Annotated in this window: 17 protein-coding genes; 9 read left to right on the top strand and 8 right to left on the bottom strand. The window is 69.0% G+C overall.

The genetic code is table 11. The features are described 5' to 3' along the window. Window positions 1-558 precede the first annotated feature (558 nt). The 4 genes from ABZX37_RS15985 to ABZX37_RS15970 are packed head-to-tail and all read left to right on the top strand — an operon-like array spanning window position 559 to window position 3,984. The gene (locus ABZX37_RS15985) at window positions 559-1,521 is read left to right on the top strand and encodes an ABC transporter substrate-binding protein (RefSeq protein WP_354740068.1); all 963 of its coding nucleotides are present in this window, start codon (window positions 559-561) and stop codon (window positions 1,519-1,521) included. A 1-nt stretch (window position 1,522) separates the two neighbouring features. Next, window positions 1,523-2,290 (top strand): ABC transporter permease, encoded by a 768-nt coding sequence (locus ABZX37_RS15980; protein ID WP_344264904.1) that lies wholly within the window; start codon window positions 1,523-1,525, stop codon window positions 2,288-2,290. Between the two features lie 35 nt (window positions 2,291-2,325). Next, entirely contained in the window at window positions 2,326-3,111 is a 786-nt protein-coding gene (locus ABZX37_RS15975) for an ABC transporter permease (RefSeq protein ID WP_354740066.1), read from the top strand. A gap of 15 nt (window positions 3,112-3,126) precedes the next feature. After that, window positions 3,127-3,984 carry an ABC transporter ATP-binding protein gene (locus ABZX37_RS15970; RefSeq protein ID WP_354740045.1) on the top strand — a complete coding sequence of 286 codons (858 nt, stop codon included), beginning with the start codon at window positions 3,127-3,129 and terminating at the stop codon, window positions 3,982-3,984. Here ABZX37_RS15970 and ABZX37_RS15965 read toward each other — a convergent pair whose 3' ends face one another. From ABZX37_RS15965 to ABZX37_RS15945, 5 genes are all read right to left on the bottom strand, one after another. Beyond that, window positions 3,985-4,701, bottom strand: coding sequence for a hypothetical protein (locus ABZX37_RS15965; RefSeq protein WP_354740043.1), 717 nt, complete (start codon window positions 4,699-4,701; stop codon window positions 3,985-3,987). A 91-nt stretch (window positions 4,702-4,792) separates the two neighbouring features. Further along, a complete protein-coding gene (locus ABZX37_RS15960; RefSeq protein ID WP_354740041.1) occupies window positions 4,793-6,010 on the bottom strand; it encodes an acyl-CoA dehydrogenase family protein in 1,218 nt (405 codons plus the stop codon). Window positions 6,011-6,133: 123 nt separating this feature from the next. After that, window positions 6,134-7,774, bottom strand: a complete 1,641-nt coding sequence (locus ABZX37_RS15955) for a S53 family serine peptidase (RefSeq protein WP_354740039.1) — start codon at window positions 7,772-7,774, stop codon at window positions 6,134-6,136. A gap of 575 nt (window positions 7,775-8,349) precedes the next feature. Then, window positions 8,350-9,027 (bottom strand): copper homeostasis protein CutC, encoded by a 678-nt coding sequence (locus ABZX37_RS15950; RefSeq protein WP_354740037.1) that lies wholly within the window; start codon window positions 9,025-9,027, stop codon window positions 8,350-8,352. A 3-nt stretch (window positions 9,028-9,030) separates the two neighbouring features. After that, window positions 9,031-11,748, bottom strand: a complete 2,718-nt coding sequence (locus ABZX37_RS15945) for a nitrate- and nitrite sensing domain-containing protein (protein WP_354740035.1) — start codon at window positions 11,746-11,748, stop codon at window positions 9,031-9,033. A 259-nt stretch (window positions 11,749-12,007) separates the two neighbouring features. Here ABZX37_RS15945 and ABZX37_RS15940 point away from each other — a divergent pair, with 259 nt between their 5' ends. Then, on the top strand, window positions 12,008-12,904 hold the full coding sequence (locus ABZX37_RS15940; protein WP_354740033.1) for an ABC transporter substrate-binding protein: 897 nt from the start codon (window positions 12,008-12,010) through the stop codon (window positions 12,902-12,904). 3 nt (window positions 12,905-12,907) lie between these two features. On the opposite strand, the gene ABZX37_RS15935 is transcribed toward ABZX37_RS15940, so the two are convergent. Further along, a complete protein-coding gene (locus ABZX37_RS15935) occupies window positions 12,908-13,528 on the bottom strand; it encodes a hypothetical protein (RefSeq protein WP_354740031.1) in 621 nt (206 codons plus the stop codon). A 78-nt stretch (window positions 13,529-13,606) separates the two neighbouring features. Here ABZX37_RS15935 and ABZX37_RS15930 point away from each other — a divergent pair, with 78 nt between their 5' ends. Continuing rightward, complete coding sequence (locus ABZX37_RS15930) at window positions 13,607-15,253, top strand: DNA repair helicase XPB (RefSeq protein ID WP_354740029.1); 1,647 nt, start codon at window positions 13,607-13,609, stop codon at window positions 15,251-15,253. Window position 15,254: 1 nt separating this feature from the next. Here the strand turns inward: ABZX37_RS15930 and ABZX37_RS15925 are convergent, their stop codons facing one another. Then, window positions 15,255-15,899, bottom strand: a complete 645-nt coding sequence (locus ABZX37_RS15925) for a response regulator transcription factor (protein ID WP_354740027.1) — start codon at window positions 15,897-15,899, stop codon at window positions 15,255-15,257. After that, window positions 15,890-17,017: a histidine kinase gene (locus ABZX37_RS15920; RefSeq protein ID WP_354740025.1), complete on the bottom strand. Its 1,128-nt coding sequence runs from the start codon at window positions 17,015-17,017 to the stop codon at window positions 15,890-15,892. The genes ABZX37_RS15925 and ABZX37_RS15920 overlap by 10 nt, the downstream gene beginning before the upstream one ends. 336 nt (window positions 17,018-17,353) lie before the next feature. Between ABZX37_RS15920 and ABZX37_RS15915 the strand changes: the two genes are divergently transcribed. The 3 genes from ABZX37_RS15915 to ABZX37_RS15905 all read left to right on the top strand — a co-directional run bounded on the left by ABZX37_RS15915 (window position 17,354) and on the right by ABZX37_RS15905 (window position 20,688). Further along, on the top strand, window positions 17,354-17,995 hold the full coding sequence (locus ABZX37_RS15915) for a DedA family protein (protein WP_354740023.1): 642 nt from the start codon (window positions 17,354-17,356) through the stop codon (window positions 17,993-17,995). Window positions 17,996-18,128: 133 nt separating this feature from the next. After that, window positions 18,129-18,890 carry a DUF4253 domain-containing protein gene (locus ABZX37_RS15910; protein ID WP_354740021.1) on the top strand — a complete coding sequence of 254 codons (762 nt, stop codon included), beginning with the start codon at window positions 18,129-18,131 and terminating at the stop codon, window positions 18,888-18,890. Window positions 18,891-19,836: 946 nt separating this feature from the next. Further along, a complete protein-coding gene (locus ABZX37_RS15905) occupies window positions 19,837-20,688 on the top strand; it encodes a DUF72 domain-containing protein (RefSeq protein WP_354740019.1) in 852 nt (283 codons plus the stop codon). The last annotated feature ends 304 nt before the right edge of the window (window positions 20,689-20,992 follow it).

Genomic DNA, 20,992 nt, shown 5'->3' with positions numbered 1-20,992 from the left:
AAAAGATCGACTTCCCGGTGCGGCTGCCCGTCGCCTCGGGCGCGGAATCGGTTCAGGTCTGGCATGACGTTCGGTCCCCGCACGTGGTCGATCTCTTGGTCCGTTCGGCCGAGGCCACCCTCCGCCGGCTAGTAGCCGACGTGTGCGGAGAGCCTTTTCGCATGTCCTGCTCTCACTACATCGGTGGTCCACACCTCACACTGCAGGAGCAGAGGGTAGCGAACGCCTGGCCGATTTGTAACCCTCCAGAAGTTGCCCGGAGAGCACCCAGGCAGCGGATCAAGGCCCTTCGGGCACCCACGGGTCGTTCACATACCCCGGCATACCAGCGGATTCGATCACCTGATCGAGTGACCAGCAACACTTCTGAATCGTATATGAACACCCATTGTGAGTGATCGTCCTGGTTCTCTACAGTAGCCGCGTGACTCCGGACAATGAGCCACCTTCCCCCCGCGTCCATGCCAGACGCGGGCCCATTTGCTAGGAGCGACCTTGTTTGAAGAAGCGGTGAGCAGCCGGCGCGATTACGGCAGGCGCGGGTTCCTGTCGCTCGCGATGGCGGGCGGCGTGGCCTTGACTGCCAGTGGATGCGGCCTGCTGGGCGGATCGGACGATTCGGGCAGCTCGAAGGGCGGCTCCGGGGTCGAGAAGACCAAGATCAAGGTCTCGATCATGCCGACGATCGACGTGGCGCCTTTCCACCTCGCGGTCCAGAACGGCTACTTCAAGAACGAGGGACTCGAAGTCGAAGCCGTCGACGCCGCGAGCGGTGACGCCTCGCTGCAGAAGCTGCAGGCGGGCGAGGTCGACATCGCCTACGCGAGCTACACGCCGTTCTTCATCGCCAAGAGCAAGGGCGCCGCGGACATCAAGCTCGTCGCCGACGCCTCCTCGGCGGGCCCGAAGAGCACCGAGATCGTGGCGATGCCGAACAGCAACATCAAGAACGTGCACGACCTGGCGGGCAAGAAGATCGCGATCACCGCCACCAACACGATTTGCGACACCCTGACCAAGTCGGTCATGCGCGACAACGGCGTGAACTTCAACGACGTCAAGTGGGTCTCGCTGCGGTTCCCGGACATCGGCCCCGCGGTCAAGCGCGGCGACGTCGAAGCGGGCTTCCTCACCGAGCCGTTCATCACGCAGTCGGCGAAGGTCAACGGGACGGTCGAGGTCATCGACACCGCTTCCGGCGGCACGAAGGACTTCCCGACCGCAGGTTACGGCTCGCTCGGCAAGTTCACCGACGCCAACCCGAAGACCGTCGCCGCGTTCCAGCGCGCGATGCTGCGGGCCACCAAGGAATCGGCCGACCGCTCCAAGATCGAGCCGCTGATGATCCAGTTCTCGAAGGTGGACGAGGCGACCGCGAAGCTCACCACGCTGCTCACCTTCCAGTCCACTTTGGACGCGCGACGCATCCAGCGCGTGCCCGACCTGCTGCAGCAGTTCGGTTCCATCCAGTCGAAGATCGACGTGCAGTCGATGATCGTCCCGCAGGCGAACGCGTCCTGACGTGCGCCTCGTCCGGAACCTGACCGGCCTGCTCGGCTTCCTCCTGATCTGGGAGGCCGTCGTGCGGGCCGGTCTGATCGACCAGAACGACCTTCCCCCGCCGACCGTCGTGTTCGCCCGGATCGGCGAACTGCTCGGCGACGTCGAATTCGTCCGCGACGTGGTCGCCTCGGTGCTCGCGTGGATGATCGCGCTGCTCATCTCGATCGCCATCGCGGTCCCCGCCGGTCTGCTGCTCGGCAGCATCCCCTGGCTGCGCGACGCGACCAAGGCGATCGTCGAATTCCTCCGCCCGATCCCCTCCGTGGCACTGATTCCGCTGGTGCTGATCGTCGTCGGCGGCGGCCCGGAAGCGAAGATCACGCTCGCCGTGTACGCGGCGGTGTGGCCCATCCTCTTCAACACCATCTACGCGCTGGCCGAGATCGATCCGCTGCTGCTGGAAACCGCGCGCACGTACGGGACTCCGCGTTCGCGGGTGCTGACCTCGGTCGCGCTGCCGCACGCCGCGCCGTTCGTGTTCACCGGGATCCGGTTGTCCGCCGCGATTTCACTGATCCTGGTGATCAGCACGGAATTCCTGGCCGGCGCGAAACTCGGCATCGGGCAGTTCGTGCTCGAGGCCAGTTCCGGGCCGGGCCGGATGGACCTGGTGCTCGCCGGAACGGTCATCGCCGGGATCCTCGGCTTCCTCGTCAACGAGGGCCTGGAACGGCTGGGGCATCGGCTGTTCCGCTGGAGCAGCGCCGTCGAAGGAGCCGCCGCGTGAGCGTGGTCGAGAAGCCGTCCACCGTGACGCGCCGGATGAGCCGCGGCATCAGCGGGTTCGCCCGCAAGTGGCTGCTGTTCGTGATCCTGGTGGTGCTGTGGGAGATCGCGACGCGGCTGAGCGAGAGCGTGTTCTTCCCGCCGCCGTCGAAGATCGTCGCCGCCGCGGCGAAACTGTGGTTCTCCGGACCGGCTTCGCAGCTGTTCCTCGGCGACCCGGTGTTCGACCACATCCTGCCGAGCCTCGGCCGGGTCCTGGGCGGCTGGCTGCTGTCGGTGGTGATCGGCGTCGCGCTCGGCACCGCGCTGGGCCGCTCGCGCACCGGAATGGACTACGTGGGGCCGCTGTTCGCGTTCTTCCGCGCCATCCCGCCGCCCGCGCTGGTGCCGGTGTTCATCATCCTGTTCGGCATCGGCCCCGGCATGCAGACCGCGACGATCATCTTCGGTTCGCTGTGGCCGGTCCTGATGAACACAGTGGACGGGGTCCGCTCGGTCGACAAGGTCAAGGTGGAGACGGCGCGCGCGTTCCGCACGCCGAAGCGGTACTGGATCGGGCTGGTCGTGCTGCCCGCGGCGCTGCCGAAGATCTTCGCCGGGCTGCGGCTGTCGCTCTCGATCGCGCTGATCCTGATGGCGATCTCCGAACTGGTGGGAGCGCTCAACGGCATCGGCTACGCGCTGCTCGCCGCCCAGCGCTCGTACGACTTCGACCAGATGTGGGCGTGGATCGTGCTGCTGGGCATCCTCGGGTACGGGTTCAACGCCGCGCTGCTCGGCATCGAACGCCGGGTGCTCGGCTGGCAGCCCGGCCGGAACTAGGAAGGTTTTCCCGTTATGTCGACCATGCTCGAGGTCTCCGGCCTCAGCCACCGCTACGGCAGCGGCGAGTCCGCGCACGTCGCGGTCAACGAACTGTCGTTCACGGTCGAGACCGGGCAGCTGGCGTGCATCGTCGGCCCGTCCGGCTGCGGCAAGTCCACGCTGCTGCGCGCGATCGCCGGCCTGATCCCGCCGTCCGGCGGCACGGTGAGCCTGCACGGCGACCGCGTCACCGCGGTGCCGGACGATCTCGCCGTGGTGTTCCAGGACTACAGCCGTTCCCTGTTCCCGTGGCTGTCGGTCGCGAAGAACGTGGAATTCCCGCTGCGCTGGAGCAAACTCGACAAGGCGACCCGGCGCGAGCGGGCCGCCGAAGCACTCGAGGCGGTCGGGCTTTCGGCCGCGGTGAACAAGTACCCGTGGCAGCTTTCCGGCGGCATGCAGCAGCGGGTGTCGATCGCCCGCGCGCTGGCGAGCCGTCCGGCACTGCTGCTGATGGACGAGCCGTTCGCGTCGGTGGACGCGCAGACGCGGTTCGAGCTGGAGGACCTGCTGCGCCGGGTCCAGGTCGAACAGGGCACGACGGTTTTGCTGGTGACGCACGACATCGACGAAAGCGTGTACCTGGGCGACCGGGTGCTGGTGCTGTCGAAGTCGCCTGCGCGGATCGTGGCCGACTTGAAGGTGGACCTGCCCGCGCAGCGGGACCAGATCACGACGCGGGAATCGGCGGAGTTCGTTTCGCTGCGCGGTGAAGTGGCGCGGTTGCTGCATGGTCCGGCGGTTCAGGCCGCGGCAGATTTGGCGGAGCAGGAGGCGGCGGAGGCTGCTGCTTCCGAGGCTTCGGAGACTGTCGTTTCGGAGAAGAAGTAGTCACAGCTTCGGGAACCAGACCGAGACGTCGGCGAGGGCGTCGAGGGTGCCGGAATCTACTTTCCCGGCAACGGTTTCTGTTTCGGCGACCACCATCGCCCGACCGTCCACCCGGGACCGGAAGTGGTGGCCGGAGAATTTCACGCCGTCGAGGCCGAGCAGGGCAGCGCCTAAGGGTTTGATGTCCCCGCTGCCCTGCACCTCCTCGACCTTCTCGCAGCCCTCGGCGTCGCTTTTCTTCGGAAACCCCACGCGGGCAACGGAAATCACCGCGGCGTTGCCGTGTCCGTCGCCGACGGCGAAGAGGTTTCGGTCCAATGAGGTGCAGCGGTGCTCCGCGAGATACTCGCGGACGCGGTCGGTGGAGTTCAGCAGGCAGTCGATCTCGTGTTTCGCTGCCTGCTTGAGCTGTTTGAACTTGAAGCGGCTGAAGGTCTCGTCCTTGCGGCCGCGCTTCGCGGACTTCTTGCCCTCTGCTTTGCGGGTCTCAAGACTGCGGCCGGGCAAGGAATCCGCTGCGTCACCGGCGAGGTTTCCGGGCAAAGCCTCTGCCGCCGCCCCGGATCCCACGCTCGCCGACCCGCCGATTCCGGCCGCGGTACCGCCTCCGACGACAGCGACTATCGCCGCTCCCGCCACGAAGACCTTCGCGCCACCGCCCTCGTCTATCGGGACTACCCGACCGTCCTTAAGCGTCCGGAATTTCTGCTTCGCCACTCGCTGTCCCTCCCCTGGACACCAAGACCGAAGCGGTCAAGATAGCCCCTGAGCAGCGAGAACTCACTCGGTTCCGGCCGGGTTCACCCGTTCAGCCCTTAGCCCGGGAGTCCGGCCCGGTCTCGTCCGGACCGATCTCCGGCAGCGTCCGCACGCCGAGCACGTTGGCCCCCACCAGTTTCCGGGTCGCCAGGTTCCCCATCGGCATGAACGTGCTCGCCTGCACGTCCCGCCACATGCGCTCGAACGGCAGCGCCTTCGTGTAAGACATGCCGCCCAGCGCGTCGACCAGCCGCTGCATCACCTGGACCGCGTTGTTCGCCGCCGTGTACTTCACCACCGCGCTGCGGGCCACGCCGTCCTGGATGTCCCCGGTGAACAGGCGGCGGCTCGTCACCTCCTCGGCCTGGCGGTAGATCAGCGCGCGGGAGCTCTCCAGCAGGATCTGGCATTCGCCGATCACGTCCTGCAGCACCGGGTCCTCCGCCTTGCCGCGCTGGATCAGCGTCTGCACGGTCCAGTCCAGCGCGCCCGCCGCGACTCCCGTGTAGACCGCCGAGAACGCCGGCATCGCCCACGCCCACACGGTTTCCAGCACCCGCGAGTCGAGGTGCTTCACCGGCAGCGAGTGCACGACCGCCGCGTCCTCGACGAACACCTTGTCCAGTTCGACGTCGTTGCTCTGGGTGCCGCGCATGCCCATGGTGTTCCACGTCTGGTGGATCGTGACGCCGGGCTGGTCCAGCGCGATCTGGCACAGCAACAGCCGCGGGCCGCCGTCGGCGTCCTCGTAGCGGGCGGTGGTCGAGCAGTGCGTGGCGACGGCCGAGTTGGTCGCGAAGCTCTTGCGGCCGGTCAGTTCGAAGCCGCCTTCGACGCGGACAGCGCGGGTTTTCGCGTCCGTCATGTCGTTGCGCAGGCCCGTTTCGCTGGTGATCGACGCCCACACCAGTTCGCCGTCCACCGCTTTGCGCAGCAGTTGCGCGAGCCGAGGCGCCTTCGTGCGCCGCCACACGCTCGCCCACTGTCCCAGCGGCGACAGGTGCATCGTGAACGCCAGCGCGGTCGCGCCGTCGCCCATCGCGAGCCGTTCCAGCACCGGCAGGATTTCCGGCAGCCCGGCTCCGGAGCCGCCCAGCTCCTCCGGGACCGACAGTCGCAGGAAGCCCGCCTCGCGCAGGTCGTCGTAGTTCTGGTGCGGGAACGTGTTGTCCCGGTCGTGCTCGGCCGCACGCTCGGCGAAGATGTCCGCGAGCTTGGCGGCGCGGTCGACGAGGGCCTGCTGCTTCGACGTCAGGAGAGGCTGCACCCGGCCATCAAAACAGCGTCCCGGATCTTGGTCAATCAGCCATTGTCCGTAGCCGCCGCAGTCCACAAGACACGCGCGAGCGCCTGCCCCGGCGACCGGGACAGGCGCTCGCGACAACCGTTGTCAGCCGATCAGTTTGGACAGTCCGGAGCCGTTGAACGAACCCCAGCCGGTCGTCTGGTCGTAGCCCTTGCCGGCGGAGAAGCCGGTGGTGCCGTTGAAGGTGTTGTTGCCGGTGGTCACGTCGTGGAAGCCGGAGCCGTAGGAGGTACCGTTGCCGATTCCGTAGAACTTCGCGTTCAGGTTGCCGAGGCCGCCCTTGTGGACCTGGTTCTGCAGCGCCGCGAAGCCCGCCCACAGCGGAGCCGCGCCCGAGGTGCCCCACACGTTGCCGGCCTGTCCGCCGGAGATGATCGAGTACGCCGAACCCTGCGCGGCGTCACCGGCGACGTCCGGGACCTTGCGCTTGGTCGTGCTCTGCTTGGACTGCCACGACGGCGCGGCGAAGATCGTCGAGATGCCACCGCCGCCGGCACCGCCCGAGGCACCGTCGTTCCACGTCGTCTCGCTGCTGTAGCCGTTCGACGAGTTCACCGTCAGCTGCGTGCCGCCCACGCCGGAGACGTTCGGGCTCGACGCCGGGAAGTCAACGGCCTGGGACTTGCTGCCGGTCTGGCGGGCGCAGTCGGTGGTGCCGTCGTCGCCCGCGGCGGCGAAGTAGCTGATGCCCTCCGCGGTGCCGGTCGCGAGCGCCTTGTCGACGCTCTTGGCCGCGGCCGAGCCTTCCGCCGCCTCGCAGGAGCCCCACGAGATCGAAACGACGCTGACCTTCTTGTCCGACGCGATCTGCTGGTACATCGCCAGCTCGCCCGCGTTGGAGTTCGGGGCCTCGTACACGTAGTCGTTCGCCGGGGCGGCGAGCGCGTGCACGACCTCGATGTCCAGGTCGACCTCGGTCTGGCCGTCGCCGGGGCTCGAGTCGTAGTTGGCTCCGCTGACCGAAACCGTATTGACCGAACCGCCCTTGAGGCCGTACTTCGTGTCGTACGCGGTGATGTCGGACTTCTTGTAGCCGTCGAACTCCACGAAACCGACATTCACGCCCGCGCCGGTGGCGGTCATGCCGCTGGTGCCGTACGCGGTCTTGAGGATGGTCGGAGTGACCGGCTTGACCGTGCGCGGCGCCTGCGTCGGCTTCGCGTGGTGCTTCACCGCGTGGTTGTCGAGGCCGACGACCGAATCGACCACCGAGGACACCGACGCGGGCAGTTCCGGCGCGGAGTCGTTCGCGTAGAACTTCCGGCCGGTGACGGTGTCGGTGTAATTGCCGATGCGCGTATGGAAGGCGGATTCCAGCTGTCCGGCAGTCGCCGAGAAGGTGATCGCCTGACGGTTTCCGGAAACCTGAATACCCTGCGCGCCGCTGCGCTTGAGGAAATTCACCGCCTGATCGGCTTCGGCTTGTGTTGGGCCGAATGCAGCAGTGAACTGCTCCGGAGAGAGGAATCGGTGATACTGCGGCGAGGCCGGGTCCTGCACGTCGGAAAGGAAGCGGGCGAGCGCCTGCTGATTGTGCAGCTTGAGGGACAGTGCGGCGGGAATCTGCTGCTCAGCGGCAACATCGCCGGACCGCGCACTGGCGGCGAGCGGTGCGGCGTTGCCGGAGAGGGCGACCAGCGGATCGGCGTTCGCGACGCCGGCCACGGACAGGCACAGCAACGCCGGCAGCGGAACCGCGGCGGCGACGAGCTTGCGCAAGCGCATGAGAATTCCTCTCGAGAGGCGGGGACCGGGCCGGCAAAATCGCGGTACCGACCCGTATCACCGACCCTAAAAAACCGCACGAAACAAAGAAACCTACTTTTGGCTGACCTCATCTCGGTTGGTTTGTTTTCCACTTGCACGATTGATGACTGATTCACGCCGCGATGTCCCGCCGAATCCGGAAACCATCGTAAGGCGCGAGCCGGAAGCCACGGACAATCCGGACTGGTTGCGCTCACACGCGCACTGTGGTCGTCAAGCGAAGAAGGGAACCTTGCCGGAATTGGAATTCCCGGCGAGATTCCCTTCTCGACGACCGGCCTCGACGGCTCGCGCGACTTCTCCACTCGCGCGGGGTTTGCGGTCCGTGAGGGGAACCCTGAGGGAATCAGATTCCCTCAGGGTTCCCCTCACGGACTTCAAGTCACAGTCACATGGCGACAAATAGGGCATTTCGGTGCCGGTTTCGTCCTTTGTGGACGGTTTAGCGGACCGAGGTCGAGCGGCTTAAGTTCCTGGCATTGACTCTGATTCCCTCACGGACCCGAAGATCCGCACCCGCTGCCGAGAGAGCGTCAGCCCTTGACGAGTTCGGCCCACTCGCGCACGGCCGCCGGGTCCACCGGAGCGTCCCACCCGGACGTTCGCACCGCGCCGCCCACGTGGAATCCGCGCACGCCGCCCGCCCGCAGCAAATGCACCTGCTGCGCCCGCAAACCGCCGCCGACCAACAGCGCCGGGCCGTCGGTGCGCCGCGCGAGCTGCTGCAGCACCGACAGTCCACTCGCGACACCGTTCGCGTGCCCCGCCGCCAGCACGGTGTCGCAGCCGAGCTCCGCCAGCACGTCGTACGCGGCAATCGGGTTGCGCGAACGGTCGATGGCGCGGTGGAACGTCCACGGCCGTCCGTCGATCTCCTTCAGCAGCACACGGCACGCTTCGGCGTCGACCTCGCCGTCCTCGGTGAGAAAGCCGAACACGAACTCCCGCGCCCCCGCGGACACCAGCCGGGCCGCCGAAGCGCGCACCTCGTCGATCGCGCGGGCGTCGAAAGTGTTCTCCGCGCGCAGCATCACGCGCACCGGCAAATCAGTGGCCGCGAGCACCTCGCGCACCGTCGCCTCGCTGGGGGTGAGCCCGTCGCTGGCCATGTCGGCGACCAGTTCGAGCCGGTCCGCTCCGCCCTCCTGCGCCCGCTCCGCGTCCTGCGCGCCCAGCGCGATCACTTCCAGCAGGGCGGTGTTCGAACTCATGCCTCATCCGTTTCGATCCAGTGGCGGGGTGTCTTCCCCCCTGGCGTGCCTGCCGCGCCGGAAGCCGCCTTGCAGGCTCGTCATCCGGGCGCGCACCGCGTCGGGGGAAAGCGAGAGTATCGGCCGCCGCTCCTCCGCCGCGGCGGGGCCGCCCGCCACGTCGGCGACCCGCAGGAACGGCCAGGTGTCCTCGGCCCCGTCCTCTTGTTCCAGGTGCGCGGGCGACGGCCACTCCGGTTGCTCCGCCTGCGCGGGCACCGGCCATTCCGGCTGTTCCGCCTGCGCGGGCACCGGCCATTCCGGGGCCGCCTCGTCCGGGTCGTCGGTCGGGAACTCCGGCGGTGCTTCGTAAGCGTGCTTCGGCTCCGCCGCCTGGTAATCCGGCTCGAACGAGGGCACCTCCGGCATCGGCGCGACCACGCGCGGCTCCGGCGCCACCGGCTCCTCCACCGGTGCCGACAGGTCGAACCAGCGCGAGAGCACGTCGCGGTAAGCAGGCATCCGGTCCGTCGGCGCGTCGATCTCCAGATGCGACCGTGCCGCTGGCCCCGGCCACGACGGCGCTTCCTCGACCACCGGCGCACGCCGCAGCGGACCGGCGTCGTCGAGGGTCGGCGCGACCAGCTCGGCGGACTCCTCCGGCTCTTCGACCGGCGTCAGCGGCGCGAGCGGGGCCAGCAGCTCCGGCTCCGGCGCGGGCTCCGGCTCGACCGGCGCGGGCGGCTGCGGCAGCGGCGGGGCCTCGGTGATCAACGCCGCCGGGACGACGACCGTCGCGGTGAGACCGCGTCCCTCCGCCGGGCTCAGCTTCACCGCGATGGCGTGCCGTTCGGCCAGCGTCGCGACCACGAACAGCCCCATCCGGCGCGACACCTCGACGTCGACCTCCGGCGGGTGCGCCAGCCGCGCGTTGGTGCGGTCGATCTCCGCCTGCGGCATGCCCGCGCCGCGGTCGGTGATCTCGATCCGCCACGCCCCGTCCGGCGTCCGCGCGCTCTCGACGGTGACCGCCGCCTGCGGCCCGGAGTACCGGGTGGCGTTCTCCAGCAGCTCGGACACCACGTGCACCAGGTCGTTCACCGCGTCGCCGCGCACCGCGAGCGCCGGGGCCGGGCCGACCTCGATCCGCTGGTAATCCTCCACTTCGGACAGTGCGGCCCCGATGATCTCGTCGGCCACGACCGGCCCGCTGTCCTCGCGCACGAGGTCGGTGCCGGACAGCACCAGCAGGTTCTCGCTGTTGCGCCGCATCCGGGTGGCCAGGTGGTCGAGTTCGAACAGCCCGCCGAGGGTGTCCGGGTCCTGTTCGCCCGCCTCCATCCGGTCGAGCACGGACAGCTGCCGCTCCACCAGGTCCTGGCTGCGCTGCGACAGGTTGACGAACATCGCGTTCACGTTCTCGCGCAGCATCGCCTGCTCGGCGGCCAGCCGGACGGCCTCGCCGTGCACCGCGTCGAACGCGCGCGCGACCTGGCCGACTTCCTCGCGGGTGAAGATCGGCACCGGCGCGACCGCCGCCCGGTGCCGCAGGTTTTCCGGCGCGGGATCGGGCTCGGTGAGCAGCCGCTGCACGGCCTCGGGCAGCCGGTGGTCGGCGACCTCCAGCGCGGTGCGGCGCAGGATCCGCAACGGCCGCAGCAGGGAGCGCGCGATCACCACCGACAGGACACCGGCGACCAACAGGACGGCGATGACGATTCCGCCGTCCCAGATCGTCGAGGCGCGGGCGCTGGCGGCGCGCGCGTCCGTTTTCTCCTGAAGCTGGACGAGCAGCGCCTGCTGGACCTGGTGGGCGAGATTGACCGTGTACGTCGACGCGGTGTCCCACTGGTTCGCGTCCAGGCCGGACAGCGACTGGTTGTTCTCCGTACGGGTGAGCGCCGACTCGACCATGTCGTTGCCGATGTCGACGACGATGCCGATCACCGTGTCCGAGTACATCCGCTGCTCGTCCGGGCTGGCGAAAGTGCGGTAGTCGTTGCGCGCGGCGGCCAGCTCGGCTTCCGCGCCCAGCAACGCGCGCGTCCGGTCCCGGTTGAGCGTGCCCTGCGCGATCGCCTCGGACATGACCGCGCGCTTGACCGACATCTGGTCCTTGATCCGCGCGAGCGCGTTCCCGGCCAGCCGCAGCCGCGCGAGATCAGGTTCGGTGACGTCGGCCGCCGCGGTGTCACTGATGTCGAGGAGGCCGGAGATGAGCTCGCTGTAGGAGCGCAGCACCGCGTCGGCCGGATACGCCGAGTGTTCGGCCGAGTACCGAAGGCCGCCAAGCACTCGCAGCCGGTCGTCGCTCTGCTGCAGATCGCCCGCCGCGGAATCGTCGAGCCGCGATTTGCTGTCGGCGAGCGACCGCTCGAACGCGCCGATCGCCAGGTCGACCCGGGTGCGCTGGCCGACGAGGACGTCGGTGGCCCCCTTTCGGTCGCCCGCGACGAACCGGACCGTGACGTCGCGTTCCCGCTGCAGCTGGTGCACGACCTCGGCGACCGTCGTGTCGACCCGGCAGCGGGCGGCGAACTCGGCGAGCTGGCGGGCGTCGCGCAGGTCGCTGTTGACCCGCAGGCCGACCAGCACGACCACGGCGAGCGCGGGGATCAGCAGGACGACGAAGAGCTTGGTGCGCAGCCGCCAGTTCCGCAGCCGCCAGCCGCCGCCGACCGGGCGCGAGGCAGCCGGATCCGTCGCGTCACCCGAACGGGGACGGTCGTCGCGACGGGTCACCTGTGCTTCCTTTTCCGCCGCGGGAACCTCTGCCCACGGACGTCCTCGGGCTCCGGCCGAAAACTACCAAGCGGTAGCTTCCGGCGAAAAGATCGGGAAGCCACCCTGGCGGGGGCACAGCCCTGCGGGCGATCGTATGGGCAGCGGCCCATACGATCCAGCACGAGGCAGAGATTCTCCCGGCAGGGGATGGCGAGTGAAAGCGACCGGTCTGAGGTTTGCGCTGGTGGCGACGTTGTTCGCACTCAGCGGTTGTTCCATGTTCGGATCCAGTGACGCCGGACAAGCTCAACCGCCGGAACGCGCGACGCTGCGGGTCGGCGTCGCGAGCCCGATCGACACCGCCCCGCTGCGCATCGCGGTCGCGGCCGGAAAGTTCCGCCAGGCCGGGTTGAACGTCCAACTGGTGGAACTCGGCGACAGCGACGGCGTGGAAAAATTGAAAGCCGGACAGGTCGATGTGACGTTCGGCAGCGACGTGTCCCTGTTCCGCGCCGCGGGATCGGGCACCGCGCTGCAACTGCAAGGCGAGGCGTACACCTTCGGCCGCACGACTATCGCGCTCGTCACGCTGCCCGGTTCCGACTACACCGAACCGACCGCGAAGAAGTCGCCGACGATCGCCGTGGACTCCCCCGACGACATCGGCGCGCTCACCGCGCGGGCAGTCCTCGGCACGGCGGGCGTCGACAAATCGAAGATCCAGTTCACGACCCGGCCGTTCGCGCAGATGCCCGCCGCGCTGCAGTCCGGCGACGCGGACGCGGCGCTGATGGTGGAGCCGTACATCACCCGCGCGGAGAAAGAGCTGGGCGCGCAGGTCCTCGCGGACGGCTCGACCGGCGCGACCCTCGACTTCCCGGCGTCGGGCTACGCCGCGACCGGTCAGTTCGCCGCCGCGAACCCGCGCACGCTGACGGCGTTCCGGAACGTCCTCACCCAGGCCCAGCTCGCCGCGTCCGACTCGGCGAAGGTGCGCGACGCGCTGCCGTCGTTCTCCGACATCGACCAGACCACCGCCGCGCTGATCTCGCTCGGCAGCTACCCGACCACGCTGTCGGCGACCCGGTTGCAGCGCGTAGCCGACCTCATGCACAGCTCCGGGCAGCTCGCCAACCGGCTGGACGTGGCGGCGATGCTGCCGAACGCGTTGTAAGCGTCAGATGCTCGCCCCGGTCGGCTGCAGGCAGATCGTGCGCACCGGCGGCCCCGCGTAGACCAGCGACAAGTCCTTGTCACCGCAGCTCGACGCCGACTTCGCGCCGTCGTGCACGACCGCGCGCGCTTCCGCCTTGGGGTCGTCGCACGCGACCTTGCCGACCTTCGATTCGTCCGAAACGTCGCGCACGCATTCGCCGGACACGACGTTCAACGCGAGGCACAGCGTCTGGGTCGGCCTGCCGCTGGTGCGGGACGACGACGAGTACAGCTCGAACCGCACGTAGTCCTCGCCGCGGCAGGAGGCCCGGCCCTTGACGACGGTGTCGACGCGGTAGGTGGCGGCCCGCTCCGAGCAGTCCGCGCCGGTGTAGGTCTGCGTCTCCGAGCCCAGCGACGAGAGGTAGAGGCAGCTGCCCGCGACCGGCGGTCCCGCCGAACGCGCGATCGCGGCGAACCCGAACGCGCCGAGCGTCCCGAGCCCGAGCGCCACGACGACGAGCCCGGCGAAGAGCGCTTTCTGCTTGCCCGACACCCGTTTCGGGCCGCCCTGGACCGGCAGCCGCGGGGGCGCCTGGTACGGGTTCGCGGCCGGCGGCACGCCGAACGGTGGTGTGGTCACTGGGTCCCCTCCCGCGGCTTCGTCCTGTCATCTTGGCATCCCCGGGCCGCGGTCTGAGAGGGAACGTATAAAGGAGAGGTGACTGATGGCCCCCTGATCGTCCAGTCCGACAAAACGGTGCTGCTCGAGGTCGACAATCCGCGTGCCGGCGACGCGCGGATCGCCATCGCGCCGTTCGCCGAACTGGAACGAGCGCCCGAGCACGTGCACACCTACCGGATCACGCCGCTCGCGTTGTGGAACGCGCGCGCCGCCGGGCACGACGCGGAACAGGTGGTGGACGCGCTCACCACGTATTCGCGCTTCCCGGTGCCGCAGCCGCTGCTGATCGACGTCGTGGACGTGATGGGCCGGTTCGGGCGGCTGCAGATCGCCAACGACCCCGCGCACGGCCTGGTCATGACCACGACCGACCGCGCGGTGCTGGAAGAGGTCTCGCGCAACAAGAAGATCAGCCCGATGCTGGGCTCGCGGATCGACGACGACACGGTGGTCGTGCACCCGTCCGAACGCGGGCGGCTCAAGCAGGCGCTGCTGAAGGTCGGCTGGCCCGCCGAGGACCTCGCCGGGTACGTGGACGGCGAAGCGCACCCGATCGACCTCGCCGAGGACGACTGGCACCTGCGCGACTACCAGCGGCAGGCGGCGGAAGCGTTCTGGGCGGGCGGTTCCGGCGTCGTCGTGCTGCCGTGCGGCGCGGGCAAGACGCTGGTCGGCGCGGCCGCGATGGCGCACGCCAAGGCGACCACGCTGATCCTGGTCACCAACACCGTCGCCGGGCGGCAGTGGAAGCGCGAACTGGTCGCGCGCACGTCGCTCACCGAGGACGAGATCGGCGAGTACTCCGGGGAGAAGAAGGAGATCCGGCCGGTCACCATCGCGACGTACCAGGTGGTCACGCGCAAGACGAAGGGCGAGTACCGGCACCTCGACCTGTTCGATTCGCGCGACTGGGGCCTGGTCGTCTACGACGAGGTGCACCTGCTGCCGGCGCCGGTGTTCCGGATGACGGCGGACCTGCAGTCGCGGCGACGGCTCGGGCTGACCGCCACGCTGGTGCGCGAGGACGGCCGCGAGGGCGACGTGTTCTCGCTGATCGGCCCGAAGCGGTACGACGTGCCGTGGCGCGACATCGAGGCACAGGGCTGGATCGCGCCCGCGGAATGCACCGAGGTGCGGGTGACGCTGACCGAGTCCGAGCGCCTGCAGTACGCCACCGCGGACTCCGACGAGCGGTACAAGCTCGCCGCGACGGCGATGACGAAGATCCCGGTGATCCGGTCCATTGTGGACAAACACGCGGGCGAGCCGACCCTGGTGATCGGCGCGTACCTCGACCAGCTGGAGATGCTGGGCGCGGAACTGGAAGCCCCGGTCATCCAGGGCGCGACGCGGAACAAGGAGCGGGAGGAACTCTTCGACAAGTTCCGCCGCGGCGAACTGCGCACGCTGGTGGTGTCGAAGGTGGCGAACTTCTCGATCGACCTGCCGGAAGCGTCGGTGGCGATCCAGGTGTCGGGCACGTTCGGCTCGCGGCAGGAGGAAGCACAACGCCTTGGCCGGCTGTTGCGTCCCAAGGGCGACGGACGGCAGGCGCACTTCTATTCGATCGTCTCGCGGGACACAGTGGACACGGAGTACGCGGCGCACCGGCAGCGGTTCCTCGCCGAGCAGGGGTACGCGTACCACATCGTCGACGCGGAGGACCTGCGCCGACCGCTGTGAGTTACGAACCGAGGTAACGGAGAACGGCCAGCACGCGGCGGCTGTACCCCTTCGCTTGCGGCAGGTCGAGCTTGTCGAAGATCGCGTTCACGTGCTTCTCCACGGCGCTCTGCGAGACGTACAGCAGCGTCGCGATGCTCGCGTTCGTGTGGCCCTGCGCCATTTTCTCCAGCACGTCGCGCTCGCGCGGGGTCAGCCGGGCGAGCGCGTCCTCGTGCGAGGTGCGGGCGACCAGCCTGCGCACCACCTCCGGGTCGAATGCCGCGCCACCGGCGCCGACCCGGTCCAGTGCGTCGAGGAAGTCGCCGACCTGCGCTACGCGGTCTTTGAGCAGGTAGCCGACTCGGCCGCCGTCGCCGCCGATGAGCTTGGCCGCGTAGCGTTTCTCGACGTACTGGGACAGCACGAGCACCCCGGTATCCGGCCAGCGTTCGCGGATTTCGAGGGCGGCGCGCAGCCCCTCGTCGGTGTGGGTCGGCGGCATGCGGACGTCCGTGACGACCACGTCAGGCTGGTGTTCGGCGGTCGCTTCGAGGAGCTTCTCGCCGTCACCCACCGCGGCGACTACCTCGTGCCCTTCCTCCGCCAGCAGCCTTACGAGGCCTTCTCTGAGCAAGGCAGCGTCCTCGGCCAGGATCACTCGCACGGCAACGTCACCCGCACCGTTGTCGGCCCGTTTACCGGACTCTGCAAGGAAAAATCGCCGTCCATTGCCGCCACTCGCCTTGTCAGCCCGGACAATCCGCCGCTCTCGCTCATGGTCGCGCCGCCGCAACCGTCGTCAGTGATCTCAGCGACGATCTTGGTTTCTTCACCGCGGACATCGATAGTGACCTTGTTCGCGCTGGCATGCTTGGCCGCGTTGGTGACCGATTCGGAAGCCACGAAGTAGACCACCGTCGCCACTTCCGGCGAGGGCTCGTCGAGCGCGTAACGAAGGTCGACCGGGATCGTGGCGCGCTCGGCCAATGACTCCAGCGCGGCCTCAAGACCGCTTTCGTCGAGCGCGATCGGGTACACGCGCCAGCTCACCTCTCGCAGCTCGCGCAACGCTTCCTGCGATTCTTCGTGCGCCTGCCGGACCAGCTCAGCCGCCCTCTCCGCGTCGCCCGCCCGACGCGCGCGGCCGAGCAGCACTCCGAGCGCGACCAGCCTTTGCTGCACCCCGTCGTGCAAATCCCGCTCGATGCGACGACGCTCGCCGTTGACCGCCTCGACCACTTCGCTCCGGGTCGTCGCCAGCTCGGACACCCTGCGCCGCAACAGTTCCTGGCCGCTGGGTCCGAAGAACCGCCTCGCCAGCCGCCGATCGAGTGCGGCTACGCCGATCAGACCCTGTCCACAAAGGAATACCGCGATCGCGCCGAGGGCCAGGACCGGGAGCCAGTCCAGGAGAGTCCCGTCCGGGGTTCCGCCAGGTGCCCTCCCGGTGACCAGTTGGGCGAAGTAGATCGCGCCAGCCGCTGCGCCCGCGCCGATGCACACCCACACGCCCAGCGCGAGAAGCCCGGTGAGACTGCGCGGAACGAGGTACTGCAGGGCACGGCGACCGTCGTAGTCGTCGCCGTTGCTGGCGTCGAAGAATCGCTGCAGGCGAGCGCGTTCGATCTCGGCGAGCCTTCGTCCGCCGCGGAGCACCTTCGGCCGTGCTTTTGGGATGGCGAGGAGCGGTGCGGAGAGGACCACGTACGGCACCTCGATGAGCGCCGTCAGGGCACCTAGGCCGACGCCCGCCGTTCGGCGCAGCACTCGCGGTCTGTTCACGTTGATCAGGCTAGCCAGCCTGTTGGGGGCGGAGTACTGCGGTTTTCCGCACTTCTCCCGGTCGGCAGGAGCGATGCGTCGATGCCTTGGTCCTTCGTCTCCGCGAGCCCGCACGACGCGACACCGGTGATCCAGCCACATCCGCCAGGCCAACCGGCCCGCCGCGTACTGCGGCTTCCCGCGTTCTCCGGGCGAGCGCAATGCGTCGATGCCGCTGCCTCCACCCCACCAGCCCTGCTGCGGTTTTCCGCATTTCTCCCGGTGGCCGACAGCAATGTGGTGCGCCCCTTGCCTTTCTACCTTCGACAACGTCGCATTCGAAGTGAAAGGACTCCCGTGAACCTCTTGCTAGCCGCCCCCGCCGAACCCCTCACCGGACTCGCGGGCTGGGCCGTCGGCCTCATGGACTCCCTCGGCGGGATCGGCGCCGCGATCGTCGTCGGCCTGGACAACCTGTTCCCGCCGATCCCGAGCGAACTCGTCCTCCCGCTGGCCGGTTTCTCCGCGAGCCGCGGCACCTTCAGCCTGGCCGGAGCCCTCTTCTGGACAACACTGGGCTCGCTGGCCGGAGCAGTGCTCGTCTACTGGCTAGGCGCCCTCCTCGGCCGCGACCGATGCCGCGCCCTGCTCAGCCGCCTGCCCCTGATGAACGCCGCCGACTTCGACCGGACCGAAACGTGGTTCACCCGGCACGGCGGCAAGGCGGTGTTCCTAGGCCGGATGGTGCCGATCTTCCGCAGCCTGATCTCCCTGCCAGCAGGCGTCGAACGCATGCCGTTCGGCCGATTCCTGCTGCTCACGACGGCGGGCAGCCTGCTCTGGAACACAGCGTTCGTCCTGGCCGGCTACCTGCTCGGCGAGAGCTGGTCGCTGGTGGACCGGTACGCGTCGGTGTTCCAGTACGTCGTACTGGCCGCAGTGGCGATCGCCATCGCCCTGTTCGTGACGGTCCGGGTGCGCCGCGTCTCCCGGCGCTGACTCTTTCTTCCCCTCGACCTGGGGTTTCTTCAGGTTCACTCGAACGGATGAGCGAGTGGCGCCCTGGAAATTGTCGGTGGTTCGAACTACTGTTCGATATGCAGGCACCGAACACCAGTTCGAGGGGAAGCTCATGACGATCGCACCGTTCCGCCCCGGCGTCGGGGCACCGCCGGTCCAGACCTTGCCGCCAGGGCGCTGGCACGGGCGTATCTGGGTGTCGGAGGAGCCGCTCACGCGGCCGCAGCGGTACCTGAGCTGTGTCGCCGAGTTCGAGCGCTCCGGGCTGTGGCCCGTGCTGATCCCGCCCGACCAGCGCTTCACCGCCCGCGGCGAAGACTGGCTGGACGACCGCGGCCGCCTCGCTCCCGCCGGCCACCGCGTCGGCAACGCCGACCCAGCCGAAGTCCTGGCCCGCTGGTGGGACGGTTCCTGCTGCGACGGAGCCTGCCTGCGCCCGTTCGGCACCCGCTTCCCCGGGTTGGCGAAACGCTCGCACCGCCGCTCAGACCCACTGGCCGAAGCAGGCAACACCGGCTCGATCCTGGCCGCCCGCACACCCCACCGGCTGGGCCTGGTGCAAGCCGACCGTCCAGCCGACGTTCCCGCTCTCATCGGCTGGACGGGAATGATCAAGTCGACGGATCAGGTCGCGGAACTGTCGGCAGTCCTCCGCAGCTGGGAAGACCGCTTCGGCGCGACCTTGGTGACGCTCGGCTTCGACACGCTGGAGCTGTCAGTGTCCGCCCCGCCCCGCACCCACGCCCGGGCGCTGACGGTGGCCGCCGAGCACCGGGCCTTCAGCCTCCCGACGTACCTCGCCCAGCCGGGAAACCTGCGGGAGTACGCGACTTCGTTGGTGCAGAGCCGCAGGTGGAGGTTCTCGTGGGCTTGAGGGAGTGAGGGACCGGGGTGCCGGGGGTGCCGGGCGGGGATGGTTTGCCGAGCGGGGCGGCCAGCCGGGCCAGGCAGTTTCCGCCAGGCCGTGCCGGGGGTGCCGGACGGGATGGCTTGCCGGGTGGGGGCGGCCTGCCGAGCGGGGCGGCCAGCCGGGCCAGGCAGTTTCCGCCAGGCCGTGCCGAGGGTGCCGGACGGGATGGCTTGCCGGGTGGGGGCGGCCTGCCGAGCGGGGTGGCCAGGCGGTTTCCGCCGGGCCGTGCCGGGGCGCCGGACGGGATGGCTTGCCGGGTGAGGCGGCCAGCCGAGCGGGGCGGCCAGCCGGGCCAGGCGGCTTCCGCCAGGCCGTGCCGAGGGTGCCGGATGGGATGGTTTTGCCGGGCGGGGCGGCTTCCACCGGGCCGCGCCGGGGCTGGGCGGCTGGCACTTGCGTCAGCACAGTCGGCAGGTTCGAAGAACCACGGCGCAGGCAGGACTTGGCTCGCCGACGGGGGAAGCGATGCCCGTCGCGCTCCTGCCGCCCCACAATGCCGCTCCGCCCTGCCGCTCCACCCCGCAGCTCCGCCCTGCGGCCCCGCCCCGCCGCTCCGCCCTGCCCCAGCGCCAGCGCCAGCGCCAGCATCCTCGCCCCGCACCGCGCTTCCGCCGCCCCGTCGCGTCGTATTTCCGTGTCGCCCCTCGGACTTCGCCTCATCGACCAGAGCCCTCCCCGCGTTCTCCCTTCCCTGCCGCGGTAATGGCCACCATCCGCCCATCCGCCCATGCGCCTTCGACGTCCCCTCCGCGTCCCGTCCCGACGGCCAGGCAACGGAGTCAACCCCATGAGACCCACGTCCCTTCGCTCAGGACGCATGTCCCAATTCTTAGCCCACCTGTCCGGAAAACGGCCGCGCGGAAGGGTTTACCGCAACCGTCCGCACGGGAATCCTCGGCGGCGAAAGGCGGTGAGCGAGATCGGCCAGATCCGAGTGGGCACGTCCGGCTGGCGATACCCGCCGTGGCGCGGCGCGTTTTATCCCTCCGGCCTTCCGCAGCGACGCGAACTCGAGTACCTCTCCCGCCGGACGAACGCTGTCGAGATCAACGGGTCCTTCTACTCACTGCAATGCCCCGAGCGATACCGCGCCTGGCACGCCGAAACCCCGGCCGAGTTCCTGTTCGCGGTCAAGGGCGGTCGGTTCATCACCCATCTCAAGCAGTTGCGCGACGTCGAAACCGCGCTCGCCAACTTCTACGCCTCCGGCGTCCTCGCGCTCGCCGACAAACTGGGCCCGTTCCTCTGGCAACTCCCGCCACGACTGGCCTTCGACCCCGACCGAGTCTCCACGTTTCTCGGCCAGCTCCCGCGCACCACCAGCGAAGCCGCCGCGCTCGGAGCGAAGCACGACGACAAGCTCAAGTCCGACGCCTTCCTGGAACCAGGACCCGATCGACCAGTCCGGCACGCGCTCGAAGTGCGCCACCCGAGCTTCACCACAACTGAAGCGATGGACCTGCTCAAAAAACACCGAGTCGCGCTGGTGACCGCCGACGCCGCCGCGCCGTGGCCGTACCGGGAGGACCAGACCACTGACTTCAGTTACGTCCGGTTGCACGGCTCGGAAGACCTCTACACCAGCAGTTACTCCGATTCAGCCCTGCGCGCCTGGGCCGCCAAGATCACCGAATGGCACGACGGCGGCTGCCGGGACGTGCACGTCTACTTCGACAATGACAGCAAAGTCGCCGCCCCGCACAACGCCGTCACGCTGACCCGCCTGCTCGACCTCCCCACCGAAACCGACCAGGCACAGTGAGCGGACAGTGAGCGCACTTCGGTTGGGTGGTGATACGGGCCGCCGGTGGTCTTCGTGCTGCCGCTGGGGGTCGGCACGCGGACCACCGCGCCCGGCTGCCCTCCGGTGCCCAACGGGGGAACCGTTCCGCCGAACGGCCGAAGCCATCCCCGCACCAAGTCGGCCAGCCGCGGCCACGCGTTGGGATGGTTCAACCAGTCCCGCGCCGCATCGGCACGGCCGGAACTAACCCGCACCACGCCAGCGAACACTGGCCGCGCTCGATCCGGACCGTGCAGCCACAACCCCGCGCCACGGCAATGCA

Source organism: Amycolatopsis sp. NPDC004079 (assembly GCF_040610415.1).
In the GTDB taxonomy this organism is placed as follows: Bacteria; Actinomycetota; Actinomycetes; order Mycobacteriales; family Pseudonocardiaceae; genus Amycolatopsis; species Amycolatopsis halotolerans.
The sequence above is the reverse complement of the archived record's forward strand: the minus strand, read 5'-3'. Positions and strand labels throughout refer to the sequence as shown.